Source organism: Sphingobium lactosutens (assembly GCF_013393185.1).
Classification (GTDB): Bacteria; Pseudomonadota; Alphaproteobacteria; order Sphingomonadales; family Sphingomonadaceae; genus Sphingobium; species Sphingobium lactosutens_A.
In genome coordinates this window covers 84,122-96,171 of the sequence record NZ_QJQX01000085.1, presented here as the reverse complement: position 1 = coordinate 96,171, position 12,050 = coordinate 84,122, and the positions used below count along the sequence as shown (strand labels likewise).

General features: G+C 61.6%; 12 protein-coding genes. 7 read left to right on the top strand and 5 right to left on the bottom strand.

The window, feature by feature from the left end; translation table 11 throughout:
* Nucleotides 1-41: 41 nt before the first annotated feature.
* From DM806_RS26520 to DM806_RS26505, 4 genes are all read left to right on the top strand, one after another.
* Entirely contained in the window at nucleotides 42-554 is a 513-nt protein-coding gene (locus tag DM806_RS26520; protein WP_179046139.1) for a nuclear transport factor 2 family protein, read from the top strand.
* 97 nt (nucleotides 555-651) lie between these two features.
* A complete protein-coding gene (locus DM806_RS26515; RefSeq protein ID WP_179046138.1) occupies nucleotides 652-2,019 on the top strand; it encodes an aromatic ring-hydroxylating dioxygenase subunit alpha in 1,368 nt (455 codons plus the stop codon).
* A gap of 1 nt (nucleotide 2,020) precedes the next feature.
* Entirely contained in the window at nucleotides 2,021-2,557 is a 537-nt protein-coding gene (locus tag DM806_RS26510) for an SDR family oxidoreductase (RefSeq protein ID WP_179046137.1), read from the top strand.
* A complete protein-coding gene (locus DM806_RS26505) occupies nucleotides 2,554-2,910 on the top strand; it encodes a hypothetical protein (protein WP_179046136.1) in 357 nt (118 codons plus the stop codon). Before DM806_RS26510 ends, DM806_RS26505 begins: the two co-directional genes overlap by 4 nt.
* A 2-nt stretch (nucleotides 2,911-2,912) precedes the next feature.
* On the opposite strand, the gene DM806_RS26500 is transcribed toward DM806_RS26505, so the two are convergent.
* The 4 genes from DM806_RS26500 to DM806_RS26485 all read right to left on the bottom strand — a co-directional run bounded on the left by DM806_RS26500 (nucleotide 2,913) and on the right by DM806_RS26485 (nucleotide 5,398).
* Nucleotides 2,913-3,278 (bottom strand): Rieske (2Fe-2S) protein, encoded by a 366-nt coding sequence (locus DM806_RS26500; protein WP_179046135.1) that lies wholly within the window; start codon nucleotides 3,276-3,278, stop codon nucleotides 2,913-2,915.
* Complete coding sequence (locus DM806_RS26495) at nucleotides 3,275-3,577, bottom strand: NIPSNAP family protein (RefSeq protein WP_179046134.1); 303 nt, start codon at nucleotides 3,575-3,577, stop codon at nucleotides 3,275-3,277. The genes DM806_RS26500 and DM806_RS26495 overlap by 4 nt, the downstream gene beginning before the upstream one ends.
* Nucleotides 3,578-3,606: 29 nt before the next feature.
* A complete protein-coding gene (locus DM806_RS26490) occupies nucleotides 3,607-4,356 on the bottom strand; it encodes a TetR/AcrR family transcriptional regulator (RefSeq protein WP_256869537.1) in 750 nt (249 codons plus the stop codon).
* A gap of 70 nt (nucleotides 4,357-4,426) precedes the next feature.
* Nucleotides 4,427-5,398, bottom strand: a complete 972-nt coding sequence (locus DM806_RS26485; protein ID WP_179046211.1) for an NAD(P)H-quinone oxidoreductase — start codon at nucleotides 5,396-5,398, stop codon at nucleotides 4,427-4,429.
* Nucleotides 5,399-5,585: 187 nt separating this feature from the next.
* On the opposite strand from DM806_RS26485, the gene DM806_RS26480 reads away from it, so the two are divergent.
* Nucleotides 5,586-6,344 (top strand): SDR family NAD(P)-dependent oxidoreductase, encoded by a 759-nt coding sequence (locus DM806_RS26480; protein WP_179046132.1) that lies wholly within the window; start codon nucleotides 5,586-5,588, stop codon nucleotides 6,342-6,344.
* Nucleotides 6,345-6,435: 91 nt separating this feature from the next.
* On the opposite strand, the gene DM806_RS26475 is transcribed toward DM806_RS26480, so the two are convergent.
* Nucleotides 6,436-8,055, bottom strand: coding sequence for a GMC family oxidoreductase (locus tag DM806_RS26475; RefSeq protein WP_179046131.1), 1,620 nt, complete (start codon nucleotides 8,053-8,055; stop codon nucleotides 6,436-6,438).
* A gap of 256 nt (nucleotides 8,056-8,311) precedes the next feature.
* On the opposite strand from DM806_RS26475, the gene DM806_RS26470 reads away from it, so the two are divergent.
* Both DM806_RS26470 and DM806_RS26465 read left to right on the top strand, forming a co-directional pair.
* A complete protein-coding gene (locus DM806_RS26470) occupies nucleotides 8,312-11,137 on the top strand; it encodes a TonB-dependent receptor domain-containing protein (RefSeq protein WP_179046130.1) in 2,826 nt (941 codons plus the stop codon).
* A 100-nt stretch (nucleotides 11,138-11,237) separates the two neighbouring features.
* Entirely contained in the window at nucleotides 11,238-12,035 is a 798-nt protein-coding gene (locus DM806_RS26465) for a sugar phosphate isomerase/epimerase family protein (RefSeq protein ID WP_179046129.1), read from the top strand.
* The last annotated feature ends 15 nt before the right edge of the window (nucleotides 12,036-12,050 follow it).

Sequence of the window (12,050 nt, the reverse complement as noted above, 5' to 3'; positions counted from 1 at the left end):
TCAGAGCTAGACCCAAAGATTGCGGTTCGCAAGGAGGAAGGATGGACGAGGAGAAGATCGCCGGACTTCTGGCCCGCCAACAGATCGAGGATTGCCTGTTCCGCTACATGCGCGGGCAAGACAGGCTGAACGCGGCGCTGCAACGCTCCGCCTTCCATGACGACGCGACCGTCGATTATGGCTTTTTTACAGGATCAGGCGCCGATTTCGTGGCTTTCGCCCAACAACTTCTGGCGGAGCGCTATGCCGCGACCCACCATATGATCGGCCAGATGCACATCGTCGTCGATGGGGCGGAGGGGCATGGCGAAATCTACTTTCTGGCCTGGCACCGGCGTATTGCGGAGGCGGGCGGCGACGACCTGCTGATCGCCGGGCGCTATCTTGATCGCTACACCTGCCGCGACGGCATCTGGCGCATCTCGCAGCGCCGTGAGGTTGTCGACTGGACTCGAACGGATGCGGCTTCGGACGCTTGGTTCGACCGCACGCCCGAGGCGCTGCGCGGCGGTAGAAGAGAGCAGGATCCGAGTGCCAGCCTGCTGTTCACTTGACCCCGGCCGGGCCAAGGGGCATAAAACAATCCGACTGGCCTGTATTTGACAGGTGAGCGCGGCGGCAGTCGGCGCCACTTGGGACAAGGAGCCTTATATGGAAACGCTCGACTTGAAACCCGGCGAGCATCGCTGCCCCGGCCCCAGCACGCGCGACCTGATCCTGGCCGACGGGTGCGATGTGCCGCCTGCGCTGCTGACCGAGTCCTACGAATTTCAGGGCGATGAGGACATTGCCTTCGATCGTTACACCTCGCGAGAATTTTTCGAACTGGAGATGCGCAAATTATGGCCGCGCGTCTGGCAATGGGCATGCCGTGTCGAAGAAGTGCGCGAAGCGGGGGACTATGTGACCTATGATATCGGCCCCCATTCTTTGCTCATCATGCGGGGCGATGACGATGTGCTGCGCGCCTTCCACAATGCCTGTCTGCATCGTGGCACGCAGTTGCGTCCTTCCGACAGCGCCGGCTTCGCGACGGAACTGCGCTGCCCCTATCATGGCTGGACCTGGACTATTGAAGGAGGATTGAAGTCTATTCCCTGCCGCTGGGACTTTCCCCATGTGAAGGATGAGAATTACAGCCTGCCGCAGGCGAAGGTAGACGTGTGGGGCGGCTTTGTTTTCGTCAACATGGACGAGAATGCACCGCCGCTCGCCGACTATTTGGGCATCCTGCCCGACCACCTGAAGGATGGCTGGGCGCTGGAGAAGCGCTATGTCGCCATTCATGTGCAAAAGGAATTGCCGACTAACTGGAAGGCCGCACAGGAAGCGTTTCTGGAGGCCTATCATGTCATGGAAACGCACACGCAGAACCTGCCCTATGCAGGAGACGCCAATGCTCAATATGATATCTTTGGTGAAAATGTTTCCCGTTTCGTCCACACGCACGGCATCCCCAGCCCCCATTATCCGGTGGAAATGAGCGAGCAGGACATAGCAGACAAGATGCACCTGCCGCCCGGCACGATTGTCCCGGAAGGTAGCACCGCGCGGAAGGTCGCGGCGAGTTGGCGGAGAGAGGCGCTGTCAAACGAATGGGGCGTCGACCTGTCGAACTATTCCGACAGCGAAATGCTGGATTCGATCGAATATCATCTGTTCCCGAACATGTGCATGTTCCCGGGTGTGTCGCTGCCGATGGTCTATCGTTTCCGGCCGATCGGCATGGATGTGGGGCGCACCCTGTTCGACATCCTTTTCCTGCGCCCGCTGCCGCCGGGTGAAGACTATCGCGAGCCCGCCGCGCCGATCCGCATTTCGGCGGAGCAAAGCTATCGCGACGTGCCGGGCATGGAGGGATGGCTGGGGGCGACCTTCGATCAGGACACCAACAACCTGGTCCAGCAATATCGCGGCTTCCATGCTTCGAAAAAGGCAGGACAGACGCTCGGCAACTATCAGGAGTCGCGCATTAGGCACCTGCATCGAACGATCGACCGCTATCTGGCGGTCGACTGAAATGGCGCTGGTATCGGTGCTGGGCGGCAGCGGCGATCAAGGGTCGGCGCAGGTCCGGCAATTGGAGGCGGCTGGTTACGACGTGCGGATCGTGTCTCGAAACCCGGTCGAGACATCCCGATGGGAGTGGCGACAAGCAGATATTTTCGATGAGCAAAGCCTGACAGCGGCATTCGCAGGAAGCGATGCCGTCTTCGCCAATACGCCAGTTTCGCATCGGCTGGAACGACCGCGCATGATCGGCCATATCGGGCGGGCAGCGCAGGCAGTTGGCGTGAAGCGGCTGGTCTGGAACACCGCGACATGGATCCCGGAGCGTCCAGGCGACCCTTTCGTCTATGGCGACAACACAATTGCGATCAACATATTGTTTCGCACGGGCGTGCCTGCGACCATATTCGGCGGGGTGCTGTTCATGGACAATTTGCTGAGCGGTTTCGCGCGCCGATTCATTGTGGAGGAGGGACGGTTTCATTATCCTCACGCGCCGCACATGCGGGCGAACTGGATCAGCCTGACGATGTCGCGCGGATCATGATCGCCTCGCTCGACCGGGCGGATATGGAAGGGGCCTGGATGAACATCGGTGGGCCGGAAGCGCTCAGCCCACGCCAGGTAGCGGACATATTGAGCGAGGCGATGGGTCGACCGATCCGCTACGATCTCGCAACGCCTGAGCAGTTCGGCAGCACTCTGGCCGACGCCTTGGCCCCGACCGCCAGCGCAGAGACGCGCGCCACCATGGCGGCGGAGATCCGCGACTTCTACGTCTATAATAACGAGGCGCCGACACGGCCCTTTCAGGTCAATGTCGAAGCGATGCTGGACCGTATTCCGATGCGGCTGGAAACCATGCGCGAATGGGCATCGCGACAGGACTGGTCAGCCTGAACCTAACCGATGGTAGGGATCGGCAGTTCTTCGGCGGTTGGCTGGGTGTCGGGCACCTGCACCGCGATCATCCCGCCCGCGACGGCCAAGGGAAAGGTGCGGATCGTCGGATAGCGGGTGGGGGACAGGCAGGCCCCGGTCGCCAGGTCGAACTGCGCTCCATGCAGTGGGCAGATGATGAAGTCGCGGCGCACCCGGCCTCCTTCCAACGCCGTCGCGGCATGGCTGCACCGGTTGAGCAAGGCGCGAAGCCCCGTTGCCGATCGGGTGACGATGACGGGCCACCCGTTGACGGTGAATGCCCTGATCTGACCGACGGCCAGTTCGCCTTCGGGCAGCAGCGGCACGAAGGCGGCCGATCCGGTCACAGCCGCCTGTCCATGAAGGTGAGCGTCTCCTGCTCGACGCATTCGTCTATCGCGAGCCGGATTGCCGGATAGTCAGGATCTTCCTTGTAGGCGGCAAAAGCGGCGGTGAAGTGGTTGTAATCCCGTAACTCCCATAGGTCGACCAGGGTATTCAGCCGGCCCACCCGCTGTTCATAACAGCCCAGCAGCTTCCATCCCGCCTTGCCCTCCAGGATCGGCACGATCCGGTCGCGCAGCAAGTCCAACAGGGCGGGCGTCTTGCCGGGGCGGACGTGGATGGTGGACAGCATGTGGATCATCGGAACGGCGCTCTCCTTGCGCTAACGCGTCATGCGCTTTCCTGGCCCTCTTCATCCCGCGGCTGCGTCAGGACTGGCTTGGGAAATTCGGGGAGCTCACCCTTCCGGGTGATATCCTCCAGCATCTGGTTGGCCTGTGCCTGCGTTGCTCCGCGCGTGACCCCGGCGGCGAATGACAGGACGGCCCGGATCAGCCGGCGTACATAATCTTCATCGGAAATGCGGCCCCGCGCCCAGTCGTTGATGACCGCATATTCGATGTTGGCGAAATTCTCCGCCACTTCCTGCAGATTGGCCCAGGGCTGAAGTTCGCCGTCGCGCTCCACCCGGTTCAGCCATTGCCGCAGATTGAGATAAACCATTTCACGCAGAGCGTTCCAGACATCCTCGCTGGTGTTGGCCGAAAAATAGATAGACGTGACCGCCTGCGTGTAATTGCGTGCCTTGAGATTGCGTCCGTTGACCGAAATCAGGCGATCCACGATGCCTTCGAGCGTTTCGGCAGAGGTGCGATAACGGATGTAGCTGTTGACGCCTTCATAGGTTTCCCGGATCGCCAGCGCGATCAGCCGGTCCTTGCTGTGAAAGGCGTTGTACAAGGTGCGCTGGGCGACATCCGCCCGGCGGCAGAGAGTGCGGATGCTGAACCCTTCCAACCCATCCTCGGCGATCATCTTGCGCGTTTCGTGCAGGATGCGCTGCCGCCGCTCATGGATCATCGTGCTCGAATAGACGAGCTGCTTTTCAGGGTGAGGGGCCAGTTTTTCGCCGTTTAACATCGTCACTCACTCTACCCCTGAAGCCGGTTTCGCGGCGGGCCCGCAGGGGAAAACAGGACCGCGCGCTGACTCATGGCACGAGGACGATCTTGCCGAACTGACTGCCCGATTCCAGATATTCGTGCGCGTCGCCTGCCTGCGCCAGGAGGAAGGTACGGTCAATGGGCGGACTGACCTGACCTGTGCGGACCCAAGGCCAAACATGTTCTTCGATCGCCCGCGCAAGCCGCGCCTTTTCATCGGCGGGGCGAGCCCTGAGGGTCGAACCGGTGATGGTCAAGCGCTTGAAAAGCAAGGGCGTCAGGTCGAGCGAGACCTTGCCTCCGTCGAGGAGGGCGATCTGCGCCAAGCGGCCGTCGGGTTTCAGCGCGGCGATATTTCCTTCGAAATAGGAACCGCCTGCAATATCCAGCACGACGTCGGCCCCACCCGCTTCGGTCACAACGGCTGCGAAATCTTCTTCCAGAACATCGATCGCGATGTCCGCGCCGACTTCCAGCGCCTTGGCAGTTTTAGCCTTCCCCCTGCATGTCGCGATTACGCGCGCCCCTGCCGCCTTGGCCATCTGGATCGCCGTGACGCCGATGCCGCTATTACCGCCATGGATCAGCGCTGTTTCTCCGGCAGCCAGGCGACCCCGTTCGAACAGGTTCGTCCAAACGGTGAAGACAGTTTCCGGCAGGCCCGCCGCCTGCTCGCAGCTCATGCCGTCGGGAACGGGCAGGGCGTGGCGGCTGTCCACTACGGCATATTCCGCGTAGCCGCCGCCGGGGAGCAGCGCCGTCACGCGATCGCCGATCGACCATCTCTGCGCGCCTTCGCCCAGAGCCGCGACCTCCCCTGCCACTTCCAGTCCGATGATGGTCGATGCGCCGGGAGGAGGGGGGTAGTTGCCTTCGCGCTGGGAAATGTCGGGGCGATTGACGCCGCTGGCAGCGACCTTGATGAGGATTTCACCTGGACCCGCCGCCGGCATTGCCACCTGATCCTCAAACAACGCGCTTGCGGCTCCTGTGCCCCCCCGAACTTTGATTGCGCGCATCGTCGCCATGATCATCCCCGCTGTTCGTTTCTCATGACTTAGCTAGTATAACGCGTGTTGGAATGCAATGTCCTCTGCGGCTCCGGGCAACATTATATTACGCGCTATAGTTTATTGACGGTTAGCCTGCCGGGGAGTATCGCTGCACCAATAGTCATGAACGACGAACAAGGATGGAGAAGAGGCTATGGACCTGGGGTTGAAGGGCAAGAAGGTCATTCTGACGGGCGGCAGCCGTGGCCTGGGCCGTGCCGCGCTTGATCTTTTCGCGGAAGAAGGGTGCGACGTGGCCTTCTTTTCCCGCGATGCCGATCAGGTCGCGGAAACCGCGAAACATCTGGAAAGCCATGGCGGCCGGGTGTTCGGCAGCGCCTTCACACTGGATGACATCGAAGCTTATAAGGCGTGGCTGGACAAGGCGGCGAAGGATCTGGGCGGTGTCGACATCTTCGTCCATAATGTCAGCGCATCCGGCGCAGGCGTCGGCAGCGACTGGAACGCCACGCTTCAACTCGACATCATGGGTGCGGTCGCGGCGTTCGAAGCGCTGGAGCCTTATCTGGAAAAGTCCGATGCCGCGTCGGTGGTGCTGATGTCATCTACCGCCGCACTGGAAACCTTCCTGTCGGCCAATGCTTTCAACGCCCTGAAGGCGGCGCTCATCACCTATGCCAAGCAGCAGTCCCAAGCACTTGGTCCTAAAGGTATTCGCGTCAATGTCGTATCGCCGGGGCCGATTTCCTTCCCCGGCGGCAACTGGGAAAAGATCAAGGCCGCGCGTCCGGAACTCTTTGACGCGACAGCCGCGAAGATGGTTACGGGCCGCTTCGGCACGGCCGAGGAAGTGGCGCGCAGCGTGGTGTTCATCGCCAGTCCCGCATCGTCCAACACGACTGGTGCGAACCTGGTGGTGGACGGCGGATATACGAAGCGGGTCCAGTTCTAGCCCTCAGCTTCTCCCGAAAGTCAAAGGGCGCTGCATCATGTCGATGCAGCGCCCTTTTCCATGACCAGTCAGTGCCGACGCGCGACCGCTTTTAGTTCCGGCCCCGCTGGATGATCTTGGCCGCGCGCCAGCCCAGCGCCATCGCCGGACCGTTGGTGTTGCCCGAAATGAGCGCTGGCATGGACGAGCAATCGACAACCCGCACCCCGTCGACGCCGCGCACGCGCAGTTCCGGGTCAAGCGCCGCATCGGGGCCGCCCATGCCGCACGATCCCGTCGCATGCGTGCCGCAGCGCCCGAACAGGCGCAGCGCCTTCTCGATTTCGGCGTCGCTTTGATAGGATCGGCCAGGCAACAATTCTTCGCCCACATAGGGGGCGATCGCGCCCTGTTGGAGGATGCGGCGCATGTAGCGGACGGATGCAACGCCCGTTTGCACATCTTCCGGCGTGGTCAGCCAATTGGGCTTGATGACGGGCGGCGCGTCCGGATCGGCGGCACTGATCTCCACCGATCCTTCGGATGTCAGCCCAACCATCTGGCCGTAAATGGTCATGCCCGGCTCGTCATCCACGGCGGAAAGTTGAACCGGCACGTTGGCGTTCGTGACCCGCTTGAAGGTGAAGGCGCTCCAGAAAATCTGGAGGTCCGGGCGCGGCGCGTCCGCATGGCTGCGCACGAAGGCGCCGACCTCATAAGGACCCGTTGCCATGGGCCCAGTGTGGGTCAGATAATAGCGCAGCACATTCTTGATGAGGCCAAGGCCCCTGAACTCGCGATTATTGCCCGCCGCGCCGCGCAGACGGTGAGGGAGTGATATGCCCAGATGGTCGCGCATGTGTCGGCCTATGGCAGCGCGGTCCGCCAGCACGTCGACCCCGGCGGCGGAAAGCACGGCTCCCGGGCCGACGCCCGACCGTTGCAGGATCATCGGCGACACGACTGCCCCAGCCGCCAATATGACTTCGCCGGACACATCGAACCGCGTTGGTTGGCCGCTGACGGTCGCTTCGACGCCTGTCGCCCGCTCGCCGTCGAACAAGATGCGGTCGACGCGTACGTTGGTGATGACGCGAACGTTGTCCCGCTTGCGCGCCGGGCGCAGGAAGGCGACGGAGGCGCTTTGCCGGCGGCCATTCTTGATGTTGTGCGAATAATAGCCGATGCCTTCCTGGTCTTCGGTATTAAGGTCCTCCTTCCGGCGCAGCCCCATCTGCTCGCCAGCGCGGATCATCGCTTCGGCCAGCGGGTAGCGGTAGGTGCCGCTGCTGATGTGCAATGGACCGCCAACGCCTCGGCCCTCGCCGGAGCCCAGTTCATGGTCCTCGATCGCCTGGAAAGCTTCCTTCATTTCCGACCAGCCCCAGCCGGTCGCGCCGCGCCGCGCCCATTCGTCATAGTCTTCGGGCTGCCCCCGCACATAGATCATGCCGTTGATCGAGGACGAACCACCCAGCCCCTTGCCGCGGACCCAACTTTCGGTCGACGGAACATCGGGCAGCCGCCGCTGATCGACCTGATAGTGCCAGGCATGGCGCGGATTGAGCGCAAGCTTGCCGATCCCCTTGGGCATGTGGATTAGCGGATTGCTGTCATCGCCGCCTGCTTCGAGCAGCAGGATTTTGTGGCGACCGTCGGCGGAGAGCCGTTCGGCAAGAACGCAGCCCGCCGAACCTGCACCCACAATGATATAGTCCCAGCGATCAGCCACCCGCAACTCTCCCGTTTCTTTGTGATCGGACGGAAAGTATAACACGGGATCATTTCCTGCAATCCCTAGCTGCAACGCAAGGCTGATCTCCCGAATAAAGCTGCACTTCCCCCATTAGCGCGCTAAAAATATCACACGCCAGAAATTGGCGCGCTTTAGATGTTGCAAGCCGCTTGGCCTGCTATTAAGAAAGTGACACACGTTATCCATTGGACAATCAAGCCGTGTGTGCTTGAACCCGCGGGGAGGAATAAGGATGAGTCAGATCAGGCGCTACGAATCGATGGCGGCGGTTTCCATGTTGGCGATGTGGGCAGCCTTGCCCGCAACAGCCGTGGCGCAGGAAACAACGGCGCAACCGGCGGCGTCGCAAGCCGCGCAGGAACCGGTAACGACCGGCGACATCGTCGTGACAGGTACGCGTCTGCAGAATGCGGGCTTCGATGCGCCTACGCCAGTCAGCGTGGTAACGGCTGAACAGATCCAACGTGCGGCTCCGGCAACAATTTCCGACTTCGTCAATCAGATCCCGGCATTGTCGGGCAGCAATACGCCACGCACCAACAAAGCCCTGATCGGTAACGGCCTCGCCGGCGCCAATTTGCTCAACCTGCGCAACCTGGGTGTGTCCCGCACCCTGGTGCTGATGAATGGCAAGCGCGTGACGCCGACCACCCTGACCGGCGCTGTCGACGTGAACACGCTTCCGAACGCGCTAGTCAAGCGCGTCGACATCGTGACGGGCGGCGCGTCCGCCGCGTGGGGCTCGGATGCGGTGGCGGGCGTGGTGAACTTCGTGCTCGATACCGACTATGAAGGGCTGAAGGGCAATTTTCAGTCCGGCATCTCTACCGAGGGCGACGCTAGCAACCTGACCGGCAGCCTCAGCTACGGCAAGGCTTTCGCAGATGGAAAGGGACATTTCCTCGTTAGCGGCCAATATACCCGCAACGGATCTGCGACTTATGGCAGCCGCGACTGGTTCAAGGCCTATAAGATCGTGAACAACCCGCTGGCGGGTCAGCCTGGCGAGACCACCTTCCTAGCCGCGCCCTGGACTGCGCAGTTCCTGAATGAAACCGGCTTGGTGGCAAGCGGGCCCCTTGCTGGATATTATTTTGATCCCAACGGAAATCTGGCTGGCACGGATTTCCCGCTGGCGAATAGGACGGGCAACGGCACATTCTACTTCGGCGACAAGGCGGTGTTTGACCGCTTGTATGACCAGTCGCCATTCACTCAGTCTAGCGTTCCAACGACACAAAAGTCGATCTATGCTCGGGCGTCCTATGACCTGACTGACAACATCAATGCGTATGTCGAAGGGTCTTACGCCACGTCGAAGGCTCACACCCGCGGCGCCAACTACGGCCGCAGCGGCGCCAGCTTCGCTCCGGTGGCACTCGACAACTTCTACCTGCCGGAAGAGGTGCGATCGGCGATGATCGCCAACGGCCTAACAACGCTTCCGCTCAACGTCCAGAATACGAAGATGGGCGTAATCGGTGTTGGCAACCGTCGCAAGAGCTATCGTGGCCTGGTGGGTCTCGACGGCAGCTTCGGCGGCGACTGGAAATGGAGCGCATATTATCAATATGGCAGGGTAGATTCGAAAATCCGAGCGACCGACATGCCGCGTCCGGACCAATATCTGTTGGCGATCGATGCGGTCGCCAACCCAGTCAATCCTTCTCAGCCGATCTGCCGCTCCACCCTGACCAACCCGACCAACGGCTGCGTCCCGATGAATCCCTTTGGGTCGCAGGCGCTAAGCCCTGCGGTATTGAACAACGTCATCGGCGTGTCCGCGCAGGACATTCGCTATGAACAGCATGTCGCGGCCGCGAACCTTGCAGGCAATCTGTTCGAGCTGCCGGCTGGGCCAGTCAGCTTCGCCGCAGGTGCGGAATATCGCTCGGAAAAGGCGCATGCGACCGCAGACCCGATTTCCCAGCGCACGGGCTTTTGGGCGGGCAATTTCAAGGCCTTCGACGGCAAGATCAACGTCAAAGAAGTCTATGGCGAACTCGGCGTGCCGGTGTTCAAGGATAGCGCCTTTGGTCGCTCCCTCGACCTTAACGTCGCTGGTCGCTTGACCGACTATAGCGTGAGCGGATCAGTGAAGACGTGGAAGGCGGGCTTCCGTTACGAACCGATCGACGGCGTCGAACTGCGCCTTACGCGGTCGCGCGACATTCGCGCGCCCAATCTGCAGGAGCTGTTCCAGGCAGGGTCCACCGTCAATACCCTGGTCAACGATCCGGTCAACGGCAACACGCCGATCCGCGCGTTCGCGACGGTCAGCGGCAACACGAACCTGACGCCTGAAAATGCGGATACGCTGACGGCAGGCATCGTGCTGCGTCCGTCCTTCCTGCGCGGCTTCCGCGCCTCGATCGATTATTATGACATCAAGATCAAGGAAGCGATCGCGACCAATTCCGCGCAGTTCATCGTCGACCGATGCTTTGCCGGCGACGCGCAGTTCTGCACGGCGATCACGCGCAACAGCGCCAATGTAATCACGGCGATCAGTCTTCAGCCGTTCAACGCTCTGCAGGAGCGGGCGCGCGGCGTTGACATCGAAGTGTCGTACACCATGCCGATCGCGGATGGCACGTTCGACGTGCGGGTGCTCGCAAACTATGTCGACAAGCTAGACATCGTCTTGCCCACCTCCGTCATCACCCGTGCCGGTGAAGTCAGCAACAATGTGGGCGCGGCGGAAGGTGTGCCACACTGGCGAGCAACGGCAAGCGCGACCTATGACAGCAGCGCCTTCACGGCGCAGTTGCGGGGGCGCCTGATCGGATCAGCGGTGTTCGATGACAATTGGGGGCCGACGGTCATCGACAAGCGGACTGTACCCGCAATCTTCTATCTCGATGCTTATCTCGGCATCAAGACCAACTCCATCGCGCCCAAGAGCGAGTTCTTCCTGGCAGTCGACAACCTGCTCAACCAGGACCCGCCGGTCGTGGTGCAGCTGGACGCGTCCAACACTCAGGCGGCGGGCACGAACCCCTTCCTGTATGACGTGATCGGCACGACCATTCGGGCGGGCTTCCGCTTCGAGTTTTAAAGGAGTTTAAGAGCCTCCGGGATGCTGCTGCTTGAACGGCTGCATCCCGGAGGCTTTAGCCTTTTTGGGAATGCCGTGACATTCGGAAATGAGGATGCGGATGCGACTGATATCCCTGGCGGCCGGCGTCCTGCCGGACTCCTCGCCTGAAATGGTAGTGGAAGCGGGAGCTGCCGCTGGCTTTCCCGCCGTCGGCCTGCGCATCGATGGACAGGCATGGGACGCCGGGCGCGTAGCTGCGCTGTCGCAGCGGATCGAGGAGCTGGGCTTGATCGTGCTCGACGCCGAAGTGCTTTGGATACGCCCCGGCGAGACCGAAACGCTGCTGCTCGAGCTGGTGGATATCGCGCTGGCGTTGAAGGCGCTCAATCTACTAGTGGTCAGTTCCGATCCCGATCCTCATGCGACCGCGGACAAATTTGCCGCGATCTGTAACAGGGCCGCGCCCGGCGGCTTGCCCGTATCTCTAGAATTTGGCTATTTTTCGGCCGTGCATCGTTTGGCGGACGCCGCCGCCATTGTCACCAAGGCAGGGCGGCCGAACGGCCATGTGCTAATAGACGCGCTACATCTGTCGCGCTCACGCGGCGCGCCAGAAGACATCGCGTCCTTTCCACCTGCGCTTTTCCACTATGCCCAGATTTGCGACGCTGGGCCGGACGCACCACAGCGGTCGGATTTCGCGGCTATTCGGGAAGAGGCGCTCGACGGGCGTATGATGCCGGGGCAAGGCGTCCTGCCGCTCGAGCAATTTTTGCGACATCTGCCGGCAGGCCTTCCGCTGAGTGTGGAATTGCGATCCAGGGCCCTGCGCGACGCCTATCCCGATCCGGTGGAGCGGGCGAGGCATTTGCGGGAACGAACCGAAGCCTGGCTGGCGGCGTACGACTCCGCCTGAAGCATCATCCCCGCG

Coding starts and splice junctions, on each gene's coding strand:
- DM806_RS26510 (WP_179046137.1), top strand. CDS start 2,021: ATGGCGCTGGTATCGGTGCTGGGCGGCAGCGGCGATCAAGGGTCGGCG.
- DM806_RS26515 (WP_179046138.1), top strand. CDS start 652: ATGGAAACGCTCGACTTGAAACCCGGCGAGCATCGCTGCCCCGGCCCC.
- DM806_RS26490 (WP_256869537.1), bottom strand. CDS start 4,356: ATGTTAAACGGCGAAAAACTGGCCCCTCACCCTGAAAAGCAGCTCGTC.
- DM806_RS26480 (WP_179046132.1), top strand. CDS start 5,586: ATGGACCTGGGGTTGAAGGGCAAGAAGGTCATTCTGACGGGCGGCAGC.
- DM806_RS26520 (WP_179046139.1), top strand. CDS start 42: ATGGACGAGGAGAAGATCGCCGGACTTCTGGCCCGCCAACAGATCGAG.
- DM806_RS26470 (WP_179046130.1), top strand. CDS start 8,312: ATGAGTCAGATCAGGCGCTACGAATCGATGGCGGCGGTTTCCATGTTG.
- DM806_RS26465 (WP_179046129.1), top strand. CDS start 11,238: ATGCGACTGATATCCCTGGCGGCCGGCGTCCTGCCGGACTCCTCGCCT.
- DM806_RS26505 (WP_179046136.1), top strand. CDS start 2,554: ATGATCGCCTCGCTCGACCGGGCGGATATGGAAGGGGCCTGGATGAAC.
- DM806_RS26495 (WP_179046134.1), bottom strand. CDS start 3,577: ATGATCCACATGCTGTCCACCATCCACGTCCGCCCCGGCAAGACGCCC.
- DM806_RS26485 (WP_179046211.1), bottom strand. CDS start 5,398: ATGCGCGCAATCAAAGTTCGGGGGGGCACAGGAGCCGCAAGCGCGTTG.